This is a genomic window from Vibrio sp. 10N.222.55.C6 (genome assembly GCF_041473395.1).
GTDB lineage: Bacteria > Pseudomonadota > Gammaproteobacteria > Enterobacterales > Vibrionaceae > Vibrio > Vibrio crassostreae_C.
Window position 1 is genome coordinate 39,085 of the sequence record NZ_JBFRSD010000008.1, and the last position, 20,881, is coordinate 59,965.

General features: G+C 44.9%; 22 protein-coding genes. 4 read left to right on the top strand and 18 right to left on the bottom strand.

The features are described 5' to 3' along the window. Positions 1-2 precede the first annotated feature (2 nt). The 18 genes from atpH to AB4486_RS08530 all read right to left on the bottom strand — a co-directional run bounded on the left by atpH (position 3) and on the right by AB4486_RS08530 (position 14,305). Positions 3-536, bottom strand: coding sequence for a F0F1 ATP synthase subunit delta (atpH, locus tag AB4486_RS08445; RefSeq protein WP_010433233.1), 534 nt, complete (start codon positions 534-536; stop codon positions 3-5). 15 nt (positions 537-551) lie between these two features. Beyond that, entirely contained in the window at positions 552-1,022 is a 471-nt protein-coding gene (gene atpF / locus AB4486_RS08450; RefSeq protein WP_010433231.1) for a F0F1 ATP synthase subunit B, read from the bottom strand. A gap of 59 nt (positions 1,023-1,081) precedes the next feature. Then, the gene (gene atpE, locus AB4486_RS08455) at positions 1,082-1,339 is read right to left on the bottom strand and encodes a F0F1 ATP synthase subunit C (RefSeq protein WP_004411110.1); all 258 of its coding nucleotides are present in this window, start codon (positions 1,337-1,339) and stop codon (positions 1,082-1,084) included. A gap of 49 nt (positions 1,340-1,388) precedes the next feature. Continuing rightward, positions 1,389-2,186, bottom strand: coding sequence for a F0F1 ATP synthase subunit A (gene atpB, locus AB4486_RS08460; protein WP_009848124.1), 798 nt, complete (start codon positions 2,184-2,186; stop codon positions 1,389-1,391). Between the two features lie 8 nt (positions 2,187-2,194). After that, complete coding sequence (locus tag AB4486_RS08465) at positions 2,195-2,584, bottom strand: F0F1 ATP synthase subunit I (protein WP_010433210.1); 390 nt, start codon at positions 2,582-2,584, stop codon at positions 2,195-2,197. 191 nt (positions 2,585-2,775) lie between these two features. Beyond that, the gene (locus tag AB4486_RS08470; RefSeq protein WP_017063024.1) at positions 2,776-3,657 is read right to left on the bottom strand and encodes a ParB/RepB/Spo0J family partition protein; all 882 of its coding nucleotides are present in this window, start codon (positions 3,655-3,657) and stop codon (positions 2,776-2,778) included. 23 nt (positions 3,658-3,680) lie between these two features. Then, positions 3,681-4,454, bottom strand: a complete 774-nt coding sequence (locus AB4486_RS08475; protein ID WP_029235097.1) for a ParA family protein — start codon at positions 4,452-4,454, stop codon at positions 3,681-3,683. 14 nt (positions 4,455-4,468) lie between these two features. Then, positions 4,469-5,101 carry a 16S rRNA (guanine(527)-N(7))-methyltransferase RsmG gene (gene rsmG, locus AB4486_RS08480; protein ID WP_017058801.1) on the bottom strand — a complete coding sequence of 211 codons (633 nt, stop codon included), beginning with the start codon at positions 5,099-5,101 and terminating at the stop codon, positions 4,469-4,471. Beyond that, the gene (mnmG, locus tag AB4486_RS08485; RefSeq protein WP_017058802.1) at positions 5,101-6,996 is read right to left on the bottom strand and encodes a tRNA uridine-5-carboxymethylaminomethyl(34) synthesis enzyme MnmG; all 1,896 of its coding nucleotides are present in this window, start codon (positions 6,994-6,996) and stop codon (positions 5,101-5,103) included. Before mnmG ends, rsmG begins: the two co-directional genes overlap by 1 nt. A 482-nt stretch (positions 6,997-7,478) precedes the next feature. Further along, positions 7,479-7,913: an FMN-binding protein MioC gene (gene mioC, locus AB4486_RS08490; protein ID WP_017058804.1), complete on the bottom strand. Its 435-nt coding sequence runs from the start codon at positions 7,911-7,913 to the stop codon at positions 7,479-7,481. Positions 7,914-7,963: 50 nt separating this feature from the next. Then, the gene (gene mnmE / locus AB4486_RS08495; RefSeq protein WP_029235098.1) at positions 7,964-9,325 is read right to left on the bottom strand and encodes a tRNA uridine-5-carboxymethylaminomethyl(34) synthesis GTPase MnmE; all 1,362 of its coding nucleotides are present in this window, start codon (positions 9,323-9,325) and stop codon (positions 7,964-7,966) included. Between the two features lie 130 nt (positions 9,326-9,455). Further along, positions 9,456-11,078, bottom strand: a complete 1,623-nt coding sequence (yidC, locus tag AB4486_RS08500) for a membrane protein insertase YidC (RefSeq protein WP_017058806.1) — start codon at positions 11,076-11,078, stop codon at positions 9,456-9,458. A gap of 2 nt (positions 11,079-11,080) precedes the next feature. Then, positions 11,081-11,338: a membrane protein insertion efficiency factor YidD gene (gene yidD, locus AB4486_RS08505; protein WP_004735802.1), complete on the bottom strand. Its 258-nt coding sequence runs from the start codon at positions 11,336-11,338 to the stop codon at positions 11,081-11,083. Then, positions 11,305-11,628 carry a ribonuclease P protein component gene (gene rnpA, locus AB4486_RS08510; RefSeq protein WP_017055478.1) on the bottom strand — a complete coding sequence of 108 codons (324 nt, stop codon included), beginning with the start codon at positions 11,626-11,628 and terminating at the stop codon, positions 11,305-11,307. The genes yidD and rnpA overlap by 34 nt, the downstream gene beginning before the upstream one ends. 45 nt (positions 11,629-11,673) lie before the next feature. Further along, positions 11,674-11,808, bottom strand: coding sequence for a 50S ribosomal protein L34 (gene rpmH, locus AB4486_RS08515; RefSeq protein ID WP_004735800.1), 135 nt, complete (start codon positions 11,806-11,808; stop codon positions 11,674-11,676). Positions 11,809-12,014: 206 nt separating this feature from the next. After that, positions 12,015-12,752, bottom strand: coding sequence for an amino acid ABC transporter ATP-binding protein (locus AB4486_RS08520; protein ID WP_017058807.1), 738 nt, complete (start codon positions 12,750-12,752; stop codon positions 12,015-12,017). Next, entirely contained in the window at positions 12,749-13,420 is a 672-nt protein-coding gene (locus tag AB4486_RS08525) for an amino acid ABC transporter permease (RefSeq protein WP_009848134.1), read from the bottom strand. The genes AB4486_RS08520 and AB4486_RS08525 overlap by 4 nt, the downstream gene beginning before the upstream one ends. 135 nt (positions 13,421-13,555) lie before the next feature. Then, positions 13,556-14,305 carry an amino acid ABC transporter substrate-binding protein gene (locus AB4486_RS08530; RefSeq protein ID WP_009848135.1) on the bottom strand — a complete coding sequence of 250 codons (750 nt, stop codon included), beginning with the start codon at positions 14,303-14,305 and terminating at the stop codon, positions 13,556-13,558. A 311-nt stretch (positions 14,306-14,616) separates the two neighbouring features. On the opposite strand from AB4486_RS08530, the gene dnaA reads away from it, so the two are divergent. The 4 genes from dnaA (at position 14,617) to gyrB (ending at position 20,788) form a co-directional block, all read left to right on the top strand. Further along, complete coding sequence (gene dnaA / locus AB4486_RS08535; protein ID WP_017058808.1) at positions 14,617-16,038, top strand: chromosomal replication initiator protein DnaA; 1,422 nt, start codon at positions 14,617-14,619, stop codon at positions 16,036-16,038. Between the two features lie 81 nt (positions 16,039-16,119). Continuing rightward, positions 16,120-17,220, top strand: a complete 1,101-nt coding sequence (dnaN, locus tag AB4486_RS08540) for a DNA polymerase III subunit beta (RefSeq protein ID WP_372116952.1) — start codon at positions 16,120-16,122, stop codon at positions 17,218-17,220. A 53-nt stretch (positions 17,221-17,273) separates the two neighbouring features. Continuing rightward, a complete protein-coding gene (gene recF / locus AB4486_RS08545; protein ID WP_017058810.1) occupies positions 17,274-18,353 on the top strand; it encodes a DNA replication/repair protein RecF in 1,080 nt (359 codons plus the stop codon). Positions 18,354-18,370: 17 nt separating this feature from the next. After that, complete coding sequence (gene gyrB, locus AB4486_RS08550; RefSeq protein ID WP_372116954.1) at positions 18,371-20,788, top strand: DNA topoisomerase (ATP-hydrolyzing) subunit B; 2,418 nt, start codon at positions 18,371-18,373, stop codon at positions 20,786-20,788. Positions 20,789-20,881: the final 93 nt, after the last annotated feature.

Sequence of the window (20,881 nt, forward strand, 5' to 3'; positions counted from 1 at the left end):
CATTAAGACTGCAATGCATCGCTCAGGCGGTCTAAACGACTGCGCGCTGAGTTATCGATGACTAGGTCTCCGGCTCGAATAATAACTCCACTAAGTAGAGTCTCATCTATACTGCAATTCAGCTGAACTTTGCGCGCAAGGCGCAGTTCCAATTTGCTGATAATGCTTGTGCGTTGTTCTTCAGAAAGTTCAACAGCTGAAGTAACTTCAACGTCGATCTCTTTCTCATACTCTTTTTTGAGTATAAAGAACTCTTTACAAACATCAGGAAAAGCCATTAAGCGGCCATTCTCTGCCATCACTTTAATTAAGTTCTGGCCGAATTCATCAAATTGTTCGCCACAAATTACAATGAATACTTCAGCTAATTTTTCAGCAGTCATAGAACCGCTTAATAAATTGTGAACATCATCATTTTGTGCCACTTCGGCAGCAAAAGTAAGCATTTGACCCCATTGGTCTAGCTCACCTTTATCTACCGCAAAGTCAAACGCTGCTTTAGCATAGGGGCGTGCGATTGTAGTCAAATCAGACATATACAGCCCCTTGCTTTAAAGTTTTGCAGTAATGTTGTTAAGAAGATCATCGTGTACATCTTTATCGATTGTACGCTCAAGGATTTTCTCAGCACCAGCTATAGCCAGAGTTGCGACTTGTTTGCGCAGGTCATCACGGGCACGTGTACGCTCTGCTTCAATTTCTGCTTCAGCTTGCGCTAAGATTTTCTGGCGTTCTGCCTGAGCTTCTTCGCGTGCTTCATCAATAATTTGAGCTTTACGTTTGTTTGCCTGATCAATAACCTCAGTTGCAGTGCGCTTTGCTTCTTTCATTTGCTCAGAAGCGTTGGCTTGTGCCAGGTTCAAGTCTTTAGCAGCGCGTTCAGCGGCTACAAGACCGTCAGCAATTTTTTTCTGACGTTCTTCAATTGCTTGCATGATTGGTGGCCATACATATTTCATGCAGAACCAAACAAACAGTGAAAAAGCAATTGCTTGACCTAGCAGAGTTGCGTTCATATTCACAACAGCTACCCCTCGTTAAGAATCAACTACAAAAATTTAATTAACTATTAAAGAGTTAATTAGCCTGCTAGTTGACCAACAAATGGGTTAGCAAACGTGAATAGTAGTGCGATTACGATACCGATCATTGGAACAGCATCCAGTAGACCAGCGATGATGAACATCTTAACTTGTAGCATTGGAGCCATTTCAGGTTGACGCGCAGCGCCTTCTAGGAATTTACCACCAAGAATAGCAAAACCAATTGCAGTACCTACGGCACAAAGACCAACAATAATAGCAACAGCGATTGCTGAAAAACTTAGTACAGTTTCCATTTACGTTCTCCGATTAACATTAATAGTTAGAATAAAGCTTAAAAATTTTTTAGTGATCACTATCTTCATGAGCCATTGATAAGTAAACGATTGTCAACATCATGAAAACAAACGCTTGAATCAATATAACTAAGATATGGAAGATAGCCCAAGGTAGTGCACCTACCCATTGTAAGTACCACGGTAGCATTGCCGCGATAAGAATAAACACCACCTCACCCGCAAACATATTACCAAATAAACGCATACCTAGAGATAGTGGCTTCGCTAATAACGAAATTACCTCAAGTACCAAGTTAAATGGGATCATGATTGGGTGATTAAATGGATGCAGTGCCAATTCTTTAGCAAATCCGCCTAGGCCTTTCACTTTGATGCTGTAGTAGATCATCAGAGCAAAAACACCCAAAGCCATTGCCATGGTTATATTTACATCAGCTGTAGGAACCACTTTCAAGTAAGGGATACCTAGCCAATGCTCTGCAGGATATGGTAAGAAATCGATAGGCACTAAGTCCATCAAGTTCATAATGATAATCCAGCAGAATATAGTCAGTGCTAGTGGGGCAATCAGAGGGTTGCGACCATGGAAAGTTTCTTTAACGTTGTCGCCAACGAATTCCACTACCATTTCAACAAAACACTGAAGCTTACCAGGTACACCTACTGTTGCTTTCTTAGCGACTGAGCGAAAAACCCAAAGGAATAACATCCCTGTCAACACCGAAAAAAACAGACTGTCTATATGTACGTTCCAGAAACTTGTCTCCTCTACAAGACCAAACTTAGCTAAAGAAAGGTTTTGTAAATGGTGTTCAATGTATCCGGATGCTGTTGGCGCAGCCATAACTCATCCTATTTTTTATTGTTAATGAAAAGCACTGGCGCAAAGATATTAATACCTAGAACCAGTAAATAGGTCAGTTTGAGGGGAATTAATTCCACCTGCATATACATGTAGACAATAGAGAATAGTAGAACTGTGATAAGGATCTTTAGTGCTTCACCTGCATAGAACGACGCCGCAACTAACTTAGTTGCGCGAGCTCCACAAAATAGGAAAGCACACACACAAAAAACCACATTCGCGATGACAAAAATACCGCCACCAACCAATGCAGCAAAACCCCAATCAGGATTAACAGCTAAACCTAACCCTATCGCCACTAATATAACCGCGCTAAGCTCGATCAATAACATTTGCTTTGCAAGCACTCGTCCTGGTCTTGCTAACGCCGCTACCATGTATTCGTTCCTCTTTAAGCCCACTTTACCACTCGCTTAAAAGCGTGCTGAGAAATTGGCGAAAATTATACGTTCAGCCAAATTGATTGCAATAAGAATGCAGCAATCATTTACATTTCTGTATACAAACCGACAACTTTTGTAAGAAATTACTTGTTTATTACATAATTGACCTAAATCAATTATCTCATTTAGTACTCTAGTTTAGCAATAAGTTGCTCTAATTTGTGAGGCTCATCAAGAGTAATTGTCACTTTTGACTTACCGCTAACAGAACGAGTAACTGAAACGTTTGCTTGCAATTTTTCCGTGAGTCTTCGTGAAAGTTCGATGGCCTCAGTGTCTTCGGGCTTCGATTCCGCTTCAACGTCTGGTTTTAAGCACTTTTTGACAAGTTGCTCAGTTTGACGCACGGTCATTTTTTTGGTTGCTGCAGTATTCGCTGCCTCAACCTGGGTAACACCTTCAAGCGCAAGCAGTGCTCTAGCATGCCCCATTTCTAGTTGTTTACTGGAAACTAAACCTTTTACTTCATTTTCGAGCTGATTTAGACGTAATAAGTTACTAACGGTAGCTCTGGATTTACCAATCACATCGGCGACCTGCTGATGTGTCAGTGAAAACTCGTTCTGCAAGCGCTCTAGCGCTTGTGATTCTTCGATAACATTCAGATCTTCACGTTGAATGTTCTCGATCAATGCCATCGCAATCGCGGCCTTGTCTTCTACTCTCTTGATCAAGCATGGAACTTGTTTAAGACCAGCTTGACGAGCCGCTCTCCAACGACGTTCACCAGCAATAATCTCAAATTGGTCGTGCGCTAAAGGGCGTACAACGATCGGTTGGATAATGCCTTGAGATTGTATAGATGCCGCTAACTCTTCTAGCGCTTCCGGCGCAATATCCTTACGCGGTTGATATACACCTGGCTTTAAGCAACCGACAGCAAGTTCGATGAGCTCACCATCAGCCGATAACGCTTGACTATGAGAAGCTACTTGTTGTTTTTCACGAGCCAGAGAGCTAGTTGCAAGCAATGCATCTAGCCCCTTTCCTAAACCGCGCTTAGACATTGAGCGAATTCCTTTGGTTAGACCTATACTGGGACTTCTTCACGACGCAACATTTCGCCTGCAAGAGCAAGATATGCCTTCGCTCCTGCGGAATATTTGTCGTAGTACATTGCTGGCTTGCCATGACTAGGCGCTTCTGCCAGACGCACATTTCTAGGGATAACAGTTCGGTAGACTTTGCTACCAAAATGTTTTTTGAGTTGATCAGATACTTCGTTCGATAAGCGGTTACGAGGATCGTACATAGTACGTAGAAGACCTTCGATCTTCAGGTTCTCGTTTACAACAGCCGCTAGCTTACTGATGGTATCCATCAATGCAGTCAAACCTTCCAAAGCAAAGTATTCACATTGCATAGGAACCAATACGGAGTCGGCCGCAGCCATCGCGTTGATTGTAAGAAGGTTTAATGAGGGCGGGCAATCAATAAAGATGAAATCATAGTTATTGCGAATGGGTTCGAGTGCATTTTTTAAACGAACTTCACGAGCAAACACTTCCATCAGCTTGATTTCTGCCGCAGTAACATCACCGTTCGCGGCGATGAGGTCATAATTGCCAGATGTACTCCGGCAAACCACCTCATCAAATGGGGTGTCTTCAACCAACAAATCGTAAGCTGTTGCTTCAACTTGATACTTGTCGACACCGCTCGCCATAGTGGCATTACCTTGAGGATCGAGGTCAACAACCAATATCTTGCGTTTTGTTGCCGCCATTGATGCTGCTAAATTAATGCAAGTTGTTGTTTTTCCTACGCCACCCTTCTGGTTGGCAATTGCTACGATTCTACCCACTATGGCCTCGCTGATTATCCCTGACGCGATAAAGTAACTAGATGACGCTCTCCATCAAGCTCTGGCACTTGCAAAGCTTTAATGTCTGTCACTGAACACCATTCAGGTAACAGGTCGATTTCGTCTCTAGGATGTTGTCCCTTAAGAGCCAAAAATACACCGGATTGCTCTTTAGGTAAATGGTGACACCACTCTACCATGTCTGTCATTGACGCAAATGCACGACTGAGCACTGCATCAAACTTTTCTTCTGGTTGAAATTCTTCAACGCGACTTTGAACCGGTACCACGTTGTCGATACCCAGCTCATGAATCACCTGTTTGATAAAACGAATACGCTTACCTAGGCTGTCTAGCAAGTAAAACTCGCAGTCTGGATTCATGATTGAGAGCGGAATCCCAGGAAGACCAGGTCCCGTACCCACATCGATAAAGCGCTTACCTTGTAAGTGAGTGCTAACAATGATGCTATCTAAGATATGTTTCACCATCATTTCTTGTGGGTCACGAACTGATGTTAGGTTATAAGCTTTGTTCCACTTGTTCAGTAACTCAACGTAGCCAACCAACTGGCCACGTTGTTTTTCAGATACTTCAAGTTCAGTCTGGCCAATAAGGTGATCCAGTTTTTCGCGTAATGCGCTCATTATGCTTCCTCACCTTTTTTCAACAGGCCGTGTTTTTTCAAGTAAACCAACAGAATTGAGATTGCTGCAGGTGTGATACCTGAAATTCGCGAAGCAATACCAATTGAGTCAGGCTTAGCTGTCGTTAGTTTAAGAACCACTTCGTTAGAAAGTCCTTTTACCTTGCTGTAATCGATATCAGCAGGCAGTTTGGTGTTTTCATGACGCAGTGATTTTTCAATTTCGTCTTGTTGACGCTGAATGTAACCATCGTACTTCACTTGGATCTCAACTTGCTCAGACGCTTGTTGATCTTCCAGTGCAGGACCAAAACGATCCAATGCGGTTAACTGTGAATAAGTCATTTCAGGGCGACGAAGAAGATCTTCACCGCTCGCTTCACGAGACATTGGTGTTTTCAGAATTTGGTTCAGTTGATCAATATCTTCAGATTTTGGATTAATCCAAGTCTCTTTCAGACGTTGACGCTCCTTCTCCATGTTTTCCATCTTCTCGTTGAAACGAGCCCAACGAGCGTCATCAACAAGGCCAAGTTCACGCGACTTTTCAGTCAAGCGGATATCGGCGTTGTCTTCACGAAGCAGCAGACGGTATTCCGCGCGAGACGTAAACATGCGGTAAGGTTCTTTGGTACCCATGGTAGATAGGTCGTCGATAAGCACGCCCATGTAAGCTTGGTCACGACGTGGACTCCAGCCTTCTTTGCCTTGAGTAAACAAACTTGCATTCAGACCGGCCATCAAGCCTTGTGCAGCCGCTTCTTCATAGCCAGTGGTACCGTTGATTTGACCCGCAAAGAATAGACCTTTGATAAACTTAGTTTCGTAAGTCAGCTTAAGGTCGCGAGGATCAAAGAAATCGTACTCAATCGCATAGCCAGGGCGAACGATATGAGCATTTTCAAAGCCCTTCATCGAACGAACAATTTGAACCTGTACATCAAACGGCAGACTGGTAGAGATACCATTCGGGTATAGCTCGTGAGTCGTTAGACCTTCTGGCTCAATAAAAATTTGGTGACTGTTCTTGTCAGCAAAACGCATTACTTTGTCTTCAATCGAAGGGCAGTAACGAGGGCCAATGCCTTCAATCACACCCGCGTACATAGGGCTGCGATCAAGGTTGGCACGAATTACGTCATGCGTATTTTCATTGGTATGCGTGATGTAACATGGAATTTGACGAGGTTGTTGAGCTCGGCTGCCCATGAACGAGAAAACAGGCGTCGGGTTATCACCGTGCTGAACCTCAAGCTCAGAAAAATCAACGCTACGCGCATCGATACGAGGAGGAGTACCTGTTTTCAGGCGATCAACTCGGAATGGAAGATCACGAAGACGGTCAGCCAGTGCGATCGATGGTGGATCACCAGCACGGCCACCTGAAGAACTTTCCATACCAATATGGATCTTGCCGCCTAGGAATGTGCCCACAGTCAGAACCACAGCGCTTGCGCGGAACTTAAGGCCCATCTGCGTTACCACACCTACCACTTGATCCTGTTCAACGATCAAGTCATCAACCGACTGTTGGAACAAAGTCAGGTTTGGCGTGTTTTCAAGAACGTTACGAACAAAGGCTTTGTACAGTGCGCGGTCAGCTTGTGCACGAGTAGCACGAACCGCAGGGCCTTTTGATGCGTTCAATGTTCTGAACTGAATACCTGCATGATCAATAGCTTGCGCCATTAATCCACCCATTGCATCGACCTCTTTTACCAAGTGGCCCTTACCGATCCCGCCAATGGCTGGGTTACAAGACATTTGTCCTAGTGTATCGATATTATGAGTAAGTAATAACGTACTTTGACCAGTACGTGCAGATGCGAGTGCGGCTTCCGTTCCTGCATGGCCACCACCAACAACGATGACGTCAAATTTTTCGTGATAAAGCATGAACCGACCTCAGGTATTCAAACGTTTTCTAGATTGATAAAAAGGAGCGATATTCTACCTGTTTTCATAGCCTGAGAAAACGTTTTTGGGATTTTTCGAAAAAGCTGTTTTTAATTAATATAGATAAGATCTTTAAGGAGATCTTTTATTAGATCTATTATTAGGATCGAGGGTATCTGTGGATAAGTCGGAAATGATCAACGAGATCATGGATCTTTTTTGGATCAAATGATGTGATCTAACTTTGATCAGGATGAGGATTAGCTGGGATCAAAATGGCTACTTATTCACAGGAGGAAATTAGCCTAAAACTTGTTATTTGGATAACTATAGGTTAATCACCGTATATGTATGATCTTATCCACAGCAGAAATTGAAAATAGATCGCTAATTTTCGATGTTTTTGAAAAAAAGTTATTCACAATCACGATGTTCAGAGACAAAAAAAGCGGCATAAGCCGCTTTTTGAGAGAGGAGAGAGGTTAAAACTGGTCGCTATGATCGTTGAACCAAGCTTCTGCTGCGTCTTCTGGTACCGGAGTTTCCAATACATCGATGGTAAAACAGTCAGAAATAGGCTGAGCACCGAGCTCTTTCATCTGGCTGTGGACTGATTTTCCCGCCAAACAGAAGGTATCGTAACTCGAATCACCAAGCGCCACGACAGCAAAGCGAACCGGGCTTAAATCTGGAGATTGCTGGGTCAATGCGTCGATAAACGGCTTAATATTATCTGGAAATTCACCCGCACCATGAGTTGAAGTCACCAGCAACCAAAAGCCTTGTTGGGGAATATCATCGAATTCAGGCTGATTATGAAGGGTGATCTCGTGGCCTTGCTCTTCAAGAAGATCATTAAGGTGATCGCCAACGTACTCTGCACCACCTAAGGTGCTGCCTGTAATAATGTGGATCATTAAGCTGTCCTTACTAAAGAAAAAGGCCAGCATGAGCCGGCCTTTAAAGGTTATTTACCAATACAGAAAGAGGTGAAGATACGGCCGAGTAGGTCATCGGAACTGAATTCACCAGTAATCTCGTTAAGGTGTTGCTGCGTTATACGCAGTTCTTCTGCCAAGATTTCCCCTGCCATATAGCCTTCGAGCTGTTGCTGGCCAATATCTAGATGCTCAGATGCGCGTTCTAGGGCATCTAAGTGGCGACGACGTGCCATGAAGCCACCTTCATTGCCACCAGCAAAGCCCATGCAATCTTTTAAGTGATTACGTAGTGCATCAACGCCTTGTCCCGTCTTTGCTGATAGTCGAATCAGAGTTGGATCATTAACATGGCAAATCCCGAGATCTTCACCGGTTTGATCGGCTTTGTTACGAATCACGGTCATTCCGATGTTATTCGGCAGACGATCAACGAAATCTGGCCAGATATCTTTCGGGTCGGTTGCATCGGTAGTGGTGCCATCGACCATAAATAAAACGCGATCGGCTTGAGCAATTTCTTCCCAAGCGCGTTCAATACCGATTTTTTCGACTTCATCCGAGGCTTCACGCAGGCCTGCGGTATCAATAATGTGCAGTGGCATACCATCAATATGGATATGTTCACGAAGTACATCACGGGTTGTACCTGCAATATCAGTCACAATCGCGGAGTCTTTACCCGATAATGCATTCAGTAAGCTCGACTTACCGGCATTAGGACGACCTGCAATCACCACCTTCATACCTTCACGCATGATGGCACCTTGATTGGCTTCTTGGCGAACCGCTTCGAGGTTGTCGATGATAGCTTGTAAGTCAGCACTTACTTTACCGTCAGCAAGGAAATCAATCTCTTCTTCTGGGAAGTCGATAGCGGCTTCAACATAGATGCGTAAGTGAATCAGAGAGTCCACCAGCGTATTAATGCGTTTCGAGAACTCACCTTGCAACGATTGCAGAGCTGATTTCGCCGCTTCTTCTGAACTGGCATCAATGAGGTCAGCAATCGCTTCTGCTTGGGTTAAATCCATCTTGTCGTTCAAGAAGGCACGCTCCGAGAACTCACCTGGGCGTGCTGCGCGTAGCCCTGGAATAGCGAGGATGCGCTTGATGAGCATATCCATTACCACAGGACCACCGTGGCCTTGCAGCTCTAAAACGTCTTCACCGGTAAACGAGTGCGGGTTAGGAAAGTAAAGCGCGATGCCTTGGTCTAGCTCTAAACCATCGTGAGATTTAAAAGGGGTGTACTCAGCGTAACGTGGTTTCAGTACTTTGCCGGTAACTTCAAGCGCAACTTGGGCTGCTTGTGGGCCTGAAACGCGAATAATACCGACGCCGCCACGGCCGGGTGCAGTCGCTTGAGCAACAATCGTATCTGTAGTCATAGTTGTGCCTGCTAGCATGTGAAAGCCAAAAAGGGGCGCTCACGATTAATCAATTAGCTGAATTGTAATCAGCTAAAAACAAAAAGGCGACCTTTTGGTCGCCTTTCTTTGTCTCTTTCTATTATCGAACTTACTTAGAATGTAAGCCTTTCTTTTCCAGCGCGCGGTAGATAAGCGTTTGCTGAATCAGAGTTACGATGTTCGATACTAGCCAGTATAGAACCAGACCTGAAGGGAAGAACAGGAAGAAGAATGTGAACATAACCGGCATAAAGGTCATGATCTTCTGCTGCATTGGATCCGTTACAGTTGTCGGGCTCATCTTCTGGATTAGGAACATTGAAGCACCCATCAGAAGTGGCAAGATGTAGTATGGGTCTTGTGCTGAAAGGTCAGTAATCCAACCGAAGAACGGTGAGTGACGCAGTTCAACAGACTCCATTAGTGCCCAGTATAGCGAAATGAAGATAGGCATTTGCAGAAGGATAGGTAAACAGCCACCTAGTGGGTTTACTTTCTCTTTCTTGTAAAGCTCCATCATTTCTTGGCTCATGCGTTGACGGTCGTCGCCGATACGCTCACGCATTGCAGTCAGCTTAGGCTGAAGCATACGCATTTTCGCCATAGACGTGTACTGAGCTTTCGTTAGTGGGTACATAGCACCACGAACGATGAAAGTTAGACAGATGATTGCCAGACCCCAGTTCACAACGATGCCTTGAATGAACGAAAGCAGAGTATGAAGTGGTTTAGCAATGAACCATAACCAACCGTAGTCAACTACTAGGTCTAGGTTAGGTGCAACAGCAGCCATTTGGTCTTGAAGTTTAGGACCAACCCAAAGCGTTGCTTTGAAGTTTGCTTCGTCGCCAGTAGCGATGGTTTTGTTCGGCATGCGAACACCGATGTCGCCAAGGTTACCAATTACACGAGTGTAAAGGTTGCTGCCTGCTTCGTCGCGTGGGATCCATGCACTTGCAAAGTAGTGCTGAATCATCGCTGCCCAACCTTGACCGTTTGCTAGGTTAAGAGACAGGTTGCGATCTTGCATGTCGTCGAAGCTGTATTTTTTGTAACGCGTATCTTCCGTAGAGTAAGCACCACCACGGTAAGTTGGCATTGTTAGGCTACCGCCGTCATCCATTACGTTCTGACGCAGGTGAGCGTACATGCCGAATGTCGCGTTGTTACCAGAGTTGTTGACTACATCGTATTCAACATCCATTGCGTAGCTGCCACGCTTAAGGATGAATGTTTTCGTGTAATCAAGGCCGTTCGCTTGGTAAGTCATCGGGATGCGTAGTTCATCCTGACCATCAGCAAGCGTGAAGCTGTCTGCTGAAACTGTGTAGCTTGGGCGGTTTGTGCTGCTTAAATCGATACCTTGAGGACCCACTAGACCGCTTTGTGCGATAAATTGGTGACCTGGTTCGTTTTTAAGAAGAACAAACGTATCTTCAGAATCGAACTCAGCAGAGTAATCGTTTAGGTTTGCTTTAACGACATCACCACCAACCGTATCAATTGACAGAGTCAGTACATCAGTTGTTACTGTGATAGTTTTAGCAGAAGAAGCAACTTGACCAGGAGCCGGGTCTAGATCATCTGCATAAGATGGCGCTGGTAGGGTGCTGCCAGATTGTGCCTGCTCAACCGCTTGTGGTGCTGGATTCTGAGCTACGTTCCATTGTTGGAACAGTAGGAAAGAAACCAAAGCCAATGCGATTAACAGGATATTACGTTGAGAATCCATCGTTATTTATCTCTGTCTTGTTTTTGGACTGGTGGAACGGGGTCAAAGCCCCCTTCGTTCAAAGGATGGCATTTTAATAGACGTTTGCCTGATAACCAACACCCTTTTACAAAACCGTGAGCTTTCAACGCTTCTATCGCATATAAAGAGCAGGTTGGAGTAAATCGGCAGCGTGGGCCGATGAGTGGACTAATAAACCATCTATAAAAATAGATGGGTATTAGCGCTATCCACGCGAAGGGCGAGACAGGCGAAGCCATAATTTGTCGAGTAGCTTGAACATTTCTTCATTGCTTAAATCTTGCGCGCTCTTCTTAGCGATTACAACAAAATCTTTGTTAGGAAGTTTGTGTTGAGTGTTACGAAAGCTTTCACGAGTAAGACGCTTGAATCGGTTACGACCCACGGCGGTTTTAATCTGCTTTTTCGGAACGGCTAATCCAAGACGAGGATTTGAAAGAGAGTTATTTCGGGCAATGATGGTGAAATGAGGGGAGCCAGCTCGATGAGCTTGCTTGAAGACATTTTGATAATGTTCGGGAGTTAACAAGCGTAACTCCCGACCGAAGGCTAGCTTATTCAAAATAATCAAAGATTACTTAGAAAGACGCTTACGGCCTTTTGCACGACGTGCATTGATTGTTGCGCGACCGTTCTTAGTAGCCATGCGAGCACGGAAACCGTGAGTACGCTTACGCTTTAGAACTGTAGGTTGAAAAGTGCGTTTCATTGTAATTACCTTACTGATCAGTAGTTTTAGGTTTTTGTTAAACCCGGCGTGGGCATTTTTTCTCTTCTTTATATAAGAAAGGAAAACCGACGCCTCTCAACAAAGAGGCGGAATTGTAATCACTGTCACAAAAAGTGTCAATGATTGGGTTAACTAAAATTCCGGTCGGGGGATTATACGTAGAATAACTAAAATCACAAGGATCCTTAGTCGATCCCAACCTTATTTAAGAATTTTTTTAATTTAGGATCCTGTGGATTACCAAAAATATCCTGTGGAGATCCCTGCTCGATAATATGACCGTCAGCCATGAAGATCACTCGGTCTGCGACCTCTCTCGCGAACTGCATTTCATGGGTAACCACCAGCATGGTTTGATGCTGATTTGCCAGTTTTTTCATTAGGTTAAGCACTTCGCCAACCCACTCAGGATCGAGCGCTGAAGTCGGCTCATCAAACAGTAAAAGCTCGGGTTGTAGTGCCATTGCACGGCCAATACCCACCCGTTGTTGCTGGCCACCAGAGAGCGCGGCTGGGTAGCTATCACCTTTGTCACCTAAGCCAATATCATCAAGTATTTGTTGTGCTTTTTCATGGGCTTGCTGTTTTTTCCAACCACGAACGGTAATTAAACCTTCAGCAATATTCTGTCTCGCGGTTTGGTGAGCGAACAGTGCATAGTTTTGGAACACAAAACCGGTCTTACGACGCAGTGCAAGCACCTCTGCCTTAGTGTGTTTCTGAGTATCAACCTTGATATCATCAATCGAAATCGTGCCTTGATCGGCTTGCTCTAGAAAATTCACACAACGCAGTAGGGTAGATTTACCCGTACCACTTGAACCTATGATGACAATTATCTCACCTTGTTTGATTTCTAGGTCGATCCCTTTCAAAACTTCGGTGTCACCAAACTGCTTGTGGATATTTTGTAATTTGATCATCGTACATACGCCTTATTCAGTTTCACTTCGGCCCAAATTTGAATACGAGTGAGGATAACCACCACGCCCCAGTAAATCAGTGCGACTGCTAAGAAAGCCTCGAAGAAGCGGAAACTTGAAGAAGCCTCCATCTGAGCTTTAGCCATGATTTCGGCGACACCTAGGGTGAAGGCAAGTGAAGTCGACTTGATCATATCGATGAAGTAGTTCATCAACGACGGCAGTGCCACGCGAGTTGCTTGCGGTAAGATCACTCGGCGCATCGCTTGGCTGGTTGTCATACCGACCGAAAGGCTGGCTTCCATCTGGCTGCGATCAATACCGATAATCGCGGCACGAATACTTTCTGCCATATACGCGGCAAAGTGCAGGGTTAAGCCAATCACAGCGGCGCTGAAGGCATCCAACCCAACCATCCACGGGAAGACTTGTGGTAAGCCGTAATAAAGGAGGAACAGCTGCACCAACAGTGGTGTGCCTCGGAAGAAGCTAATGTACAGCTGGCTCAGTTGGTCGAGCACTGGGATTTTGAATACACGAATATTCGCCAGTATCAGAGACAGGATCAGAGCAAAGAACAAGCCCCAGGTCGCCATCTCCATCGTGGTGCCTAAATACTTCAGTAGTATTGGCAACAGCTCTAGCATGTAATTAAAGTCAAATCCCATAATCTATCTCGTATTTTTATTGGCAGTGTTGTTCTATATGTAAGTACTGTTGTATCAGGTTTTTTAATCAGTGCACAAAAGCAAAAAGCCCACCGCTGTATAAAGCAGTGGGCCTTGAATGGAGAAAGTGAGTAATTACTTCTGAGTAATGTCCGCACCAAACCATTTCTGAGAGATACTTTCTAGCGTACCATCTGCGCGCATTGCTGCTAATGCTTCATTTACTTCTGCTTGCAGTTTTTTGCCGTTATCGTTGTCGACGAAAGGCCAAGCGTTTTCAATTGTTTCGAATGGCTGACCTGCTAGTTGTAATGGTAGACCAGTCTTCTTGATAAGCTCTAGTGCTGATAGGCGATCCATTACGAATGCATCGGCACGACCCAGTGCCACGTCATGTTCAATACCTGTATCGTAGGTTTTGACATTGATCTTGCCATCTTTATCGTAGCTGCGAAGCAGTTGTTCAAAGTTTGAGCCTAGGTTTACCGCAACCGTCTTGCCATCAAGGTCTTCGATGCCTTTAATGCTGTCATTACCTTTACGAACGGTAATTTGTGCGCCGTCTACTACGTATGGGTCTGCGAATAGGTATTTCGCTTTACGTGCATCCGTCATTGTAATTTGGTTTGAAATGGTATCGATGCGACCCGTTTCAAGAAGACCAAACAGACCAGAGAAGTTTGCCGTTACGTATTCAACCTTGTAATCGTTACGCTTACCGATCTCATCCCATAAATCCACTTCAAAACCCTGTAGCTGGTCTTGTTTAACGAACGTAAACGGGAAATAGCGACCAGACATGCCGACTTTAACTTCAGTCGCAGCTTGAACAGTAGCAGCAGAGAGTGCGATAGCCGCAATTGCAGCCTTAATCCAGTTATTCATTTGGTAACTCCTTATATTTATGGGTTTGGATGTTACTGGGAAAATGCTCACTAGAATAAATAACCAGATGTTATTAACCATAACCAGATTGAATTCCCGATTTGGGGATAACTAGCAAGGATCCGGGCATAAGTGGATCATTGTGTGAGTAAATTAGGGGCAAGATGTGTGGATCCACCGATAAATTACAAATTTATTGTGAATAACTTGGATCTTATTCACTGGATCTGTGATCAATTGCTGGTGATCTGACTTATCAACAGGTAAAATTAGCGGTCATTTCATATTACTTTAAATAGAGTGAGGGCACCGTGTCATCTTCGCTTTGGTTGCAGTGTTTGCAACAGCTTCAAGAAGAGTTACCAGCTACAGAATTCAGTATGTGGGTTCGTCCGTTACAAGCGGAACTCAATGACAATACTCTAACTCTATTTGCACCGAACCGTTTCGTACTCGATTGGGTTCGTGATAAGTATCTAAATAGCATTAACCGTCTGCTGCAAGAATATTGCGGTAACGATATCCCACATCTTCATTTTGAAGTGGGAAGCAAGCGTGTGATTGCACCAAAGCCTGCGACACCGACACCAACTCAGACTCGCACTGCAGCTGATGTGGCCGCTGAGTCATCAGCACCTGCGCAATTACAAGCTCGCAAACCTGTCCATAATATCTGGCGTGATGAAGAGCCTGTCGCGGTTGACTTGAATCACCGCTCAAACGTGAACCCAAAACATAAGTTCAATAACTTTGTTGAAGGTAAATCGAACCAACTCGGTTTGGCTGCGGCACGTCAGGTTTCTGATAACCCAGGTACAGCCTACAACCCGTTGTTCCTATACGGCGGCACTGGTTTAGGTAAAACGCACTTGTTGCATGCGGTGGGTAACGCCATTGTTGATAATAAGCCGAATGCGAAAGTGGTTTACATGCACTCAGAGCGTTTTGTTCAGGATATGGTAAAGGCTCTGCAAAACAACGCGATCGAAGAATTTAAGCGCTACTACCGTAGTGTTGATGCATTGCTTATCGATGACATCCAATTCTTTGCTAATAAAGAGCGTTCTCAAGAAGAGTTCTTCCATACCTTTAACGCGCTGCTTGAAGGCAACCAACAGATCATCCTAACGTCTGACCGTTATCCAAAAGAGATCAACGGGGTAGAAGATCGTCTTAAATCTCGTTTCGGCTGGGGTTTGACGGTAGCGATTGAGCCACCAGAGCTTGAGACACGTGTTGCGATCTTGATGAAGAAAGCCGAAGACCACCAAATTCACCTTGCGGATGAAGTGGCGTTCTTTATTGCCAAGCGTCTACGCTCTAACGTTCGTGAACTGGAAGGCGCATTGAACCGTGTTATTGCGAATGCAAACTTCACTGGCCGCCCGATCACGATCGACTTCGTGCGTGAAGCACTGCGTGACTTACTTGCACTGCAAGAAAAACTGGTCACTATTGATAACATTCAAAAGACAGTAGCCGAGTACTACAAAATCAAAGTCGCTGATCTATTGTCTAAGCGTCGTTCTCGTTCTGTTGCTCGTCCACGTCAATTGGCGATGGCACTGGCGAAAGAGCTAACAAACCATAGCTTGCCTGAGATTGGCGATGCATTCGGTGGTCGTGACCACACGACGGTACTGCATGCTTGTCGTAAGATTGCTCAGCTGCGTGAAGAGAGCCACGACATTAAAGAAGATTATTCGAACTTGATTCGTACCCTTTCTTCTTAATACACAGTATTCTTAACCTTAATAAGTAGAATCTTGGCCACGTACTATTACGCAGTGCCATTTAGACCGTAAGAGCAAGATATGAAATTTACCATTGAACGTAGTCACCTGATTAAGCCATTACAACAAGTATCTGGCGCACTCGGTGGCAGGCCAACGCTTCCAATTCTAGGAAACCTACTGATTAAAGTAGAAGATAACGTGTTGTCGATGACAGCGACGGATCTAGAAGTTGAACTGATCAGCCGTGTAACGCTTGAAGGTGATTTCGAAGCGGGTAGCATTACCGTACCTTCACGTAAATTCCTAGATATCTGCCGTGGATTGCCAGATAACTCAGTGATCACGGTGGTATTGGATGATGACCGTATTCAGGTTCGCTCTGGTCGTAGCCGCTTCTCTTTAGCAACATTACCCGCGGCAGATTTTCCAAATATTGAAGACTGGAGCAGTGAAGTTGAAGTGTCAGTGACACAAGCTGAACTTCGCGGTCTTATCGAGAAAACACAATTCTCAATGGCGAACCAAGATGTTCGTTACTACCTCAACGGTATGTTGTTTGAGATTGAAGGCTCTATCCTGCGCAGCGTAGCGACCGATGGTCACCGTATGGCAGTATCTCAAGCACAACTGGGTGCGGATTTTGCTCAGAAGCAGATCATTGTTCCTCGTAAAGGTGTTCAAGAGTTAGTGAAGCTATTGGATGCACCTGAACAGCCAGTAACACTGCAAATTGGTAACTCTAACGTGCGAGCTGAAGTGAACAACTATGTCTTCACTTCTAAGCTGGTTGATGGTCGTTTCCCTGATTATCGCCGCGTAATGCCGCAAAATACCACCAAGACACTTGAAGCTGGCTGTGATGAATTACGTTCAGCATTTTCTCGTGCTGCGATTCTATCGAATGAAAAATTCCGTGGTGTTCGCGTTAACCTTGCGGATAGCGAGATGCGCATTACCGCGAACAACCCAGAGCAAGAAGAAGCAGAAGAAGTACTCGATGTTAACTTCGACGGTGACGCGCTAGAGATTGGCTTCAACGTAAGCTACGTATTGGATGTTCTGAACACACTGCGTTGTGAACAGGTTCGCATCTCAATGTCAGACGCCAATGCGAGTGCTCTTATCGAGAACGCACAAGATGACAGCGCGATGTACGTTGTTATGCCAATTCGCTTATAAGCAGCCCTATGTTGACCTACCGAGTCATGATTGAAGATTAATATGAAGACGTTATGCCTTTATCGCGCTTAATCGTTAAGCAGTTTAGAAATATTGAAGCCTGTGACATTCAACCGTCATCAGGCTTTAACTTTCTTATAGGGGCTAACGGAAGCGGCAAAACCAGTGTCCTTGAAGCTGTGTATCTGCTCGGACATGGTCGCTCATTCAAGAGTTCACTTACCGGTCGTATCATACAAAACGAGTGTAGTGAGCTGTTTGTACATGGCCGTTTTATGACCTCGGATCAATTTGAGCTGCCAATTGGCATTAATAAGCAGCGCGATGGCACGACAGAGGTTAAAATAAGCGGTCAAACTGGGCAAAAGTTGGCTCAGTTAGCTCAAGTCTTACCTTTGCAGTTGATTCACCCTGAAGGGTTTGATTTACTAACCGATGGACCTAAGCATCGCCGAGCATTCATTGATTGGGGAGTCTTCCACAGTGAGTCGGGCTTTTATGATGCGTGGGGCAGGGTAAAGCGCCTCAATAAGCAGCGAAACGCCTTATTGAAAACGGCAACGCACTATCGAGAGCTGAGCTATTGGGACCAAGAATTGGCCCGTTTAGCAGAAAGCATCAGTCAGTGGCGTGCCACCTACGTTGATCAGCTCAAAGAAGTCGCCGAAGAAATCTGTGCGACCTTCCTTCCTGAGTTTGAGATAAAGATTAACTACTATCGTGGCTGGGACAAAGACACCCCGTACGCCGATATATTAGAAAAGAATTTTGAAAGGGATCAGCAGCTTGGTTACACCTTTAGTGGGCCAAACAAAGCGGATCTAAAGATAAAAGTGAACGGCACTCCAGTGGAAGATGTCTTGTCACGAGGTCAATTGAAGTTGATGGTGTGCGCGCTACGAGTAGCACAAGGGCAACATCTCACTCAAATGACAGGTAAGCAGTGCATCTACTTGATAGATGACTTTGCTTCCGAATTAGATAGCCAACGCCGAGCACGTCTTGCTGAGTGTTTAAAGGCGACCCAGGCTCAAGTTTTTGTAAGCTCTATTACCGCTGATCAGATTGCAGATATGCATGACGAAAATAGCAGGATGTTTCATGTGGAACATGGCAAAATAGAGCAAGGATAATTAGTCAGAGAGTAACTATGTCAGATAATTACGATTCATCGAGTATTAAAGTACTGAAGGGTCTGGATGCGGTACGTAAGCGTCCTGGAATGTACATTGGCGACACGGATGATGGTACCGGTCTGCACCACATGGTTTTTGAGGTGGTAGATAACTCTATTGATGAAGCACTCGCTGGTCACTGTAATGACATCATCGTAACTATCCATGAAGATAGTTCTGTGTCAGTAAGCGATGACGGCCGTGGTATTCCAACTGAATTGCACCCAGAAGAAAAAGTATCAGCAGCAGAAGTAATCATGACGGTTCTTCACGCTGGTGGTAAGTTCGATGATAACTCGTACAAAGTATCTGGTGGTCTGCACGGTGTTGGTGTTTCAGTAGTTAACGCACTTTCTAAGCAAGTTACTCTTACTATCCATCGCGGTGGCAAAATCCACACTCAAACATACTGCCACGGTGAGCCTCAAGCGCCACTAGCGGTTGTGGGTGACACGGACAAAACAGGTACAGAGATTCGTTTCTGGCCGAGTGAAGAAACCTTCACTAACATCGAGTTCCATTACGACATTTTAGCTAAGCGTCTACGTGAGCTATCATTCTTGAACTCAGGTGTATCAATTAAGCTAATTGACGAGCGCGAAGAAGACAAAATGGATCACTTCGAATACGAAGGCGGTATCCAAGCGTTTGTTGAACACCTTAATACTAACAAAACGCCAATCATCCAAAAAATCTTCCACTTTAACTCTGAGCGCGAAGACGGTATTACCGTTGAAGTTGCGATGCAGTGGAATGACGGCTACCAAGAAAACATCTACTGTTTCACCAACAACATCCCTCAACGCGATGGTGGTGCTCACTTAGCAGGTTTCCGTGCGGCGCTAACGCGTACTCTGAACAGCTTCATGGACAAGGAAGGCTTCTCTAAGAAAGCGAAGACTGCGACCTCTGGTGATGATGCTCGTGAAGGTCTGACGGCGATTGTTTCTGTTAAAGTGCCTGATCCTAAGTTCTCAAGCCAAACTAAAGATAAGCTGGTTTCTTCAGAAGTGAAGTCTGCCGTTGAATCTACAATGGGTGAGAAGTTGTCTGAGTTCCTTATTGAGAACCCAGGAGAAGCGAAAACAGTTTGTTCTAAAATTATTGATGCAGCACGTGCTCGTGATGCAGCGCGTAAAGCTCGTGAAATGACTCGTCGTAAAGGCGCATTAGATTTAGCGGGTCTTCCTGGTAAGCTTGCTGACTGTCAGGAAAAAGATCCTGCACTGTCTGAACTATATATTGTGGAAGGAGACTCTGCTGGCGGTTCAGCTAAGCAGGGGCGTAACCGTAAGAACCAAGCAATCCTACCGCTGAAAGGTAAAATCCTTAACGTAGAGAAAGCACGTTTCGATAAAATGCTGTCTTCTCAAGAAGTAGCAACGCTAATCACCGCTCTTGGTTGTGGTATTGGTCGTGACGAATACAACCCAGATAAACTGCGTTACCACAACATCATCATCATGACCGATGCCGATGTCGATGGTTCTCACATCCGTACCCTGCTACTGACGTTCTTCTACCGTCAAATGCCAGAGCTGATTGAACGTGGCTACATCTACATTGCTCAACCGCCACTTTACAAAGTGAAGAAAGGTAAGCAAGAGCAGTACATTAAAGATGAAGATGCGATGAACCAGTATCAAGTATCTTTGGCTTTAGACAACGCAGAACTGCACGTAAACCCTGAAGCGCCAGCATTTGCAGGTGAAGGTTTAGAGAAGCTTGTTCAGCAATACAATGCAGGCATCAAGCTTGTTGATCGTATGAGCCGCCGTTACCCACGCGCATTGGTTCACGAACTGATTTACGTTCCTCGTCTAACGGCCGAGCAGTGTCATGATGACGCGGCAGTTGAAGCTTGGGGTAAGCAGCTTGTTGAACAGCTAAACGCGAAAGAAGTAGGTGCAAGCCAATACAGCCTTGAAGTTGAAAAACACGAAGAGCTAGGCTTAAGCGTTCCTAAGATTGTGGTTCGTACTCATGGTGTGACTCATGAACACCTACTAAGCATCGATCTTATTAACTCTAAAGAGTTTGGTAAGCTAGCGGATCTTTCTGAAGCTCTTGATGGCTTGATTGAAGAAGGCGCTTACATTAAGCGTGGTGAGCGTACTCAAGAAGTTTCTAGCTTCGTTGATGCTCTGAACTGGTTAGTGAAAGAGTCTCGTCGTGGTCTAAGCCTACAGCGATACAAAGGTCTAGGCGAGATGAACCCTGATCAACTTTGGGAAACCACAATGGATCCTGAAACTCGCCGTATGATGCAAGTAACAATTGAAGACGCTGTTGGTGCTGATTTGTTGTTTACGACGCTAATGGGTGACCAAGTTGAACCTCGTCGTAACTTCATCGAAGAGAATGCACTGAAAGTAGCAAACCTAGACGTTTAGTCTCTTTGATACTTCGCTCTTTGGCTTAATTTCTGTGTCAGAGGTGCTCACATACATTCGTATGCTCCGCGCCCCTTCCTTGAACTAAAGCCA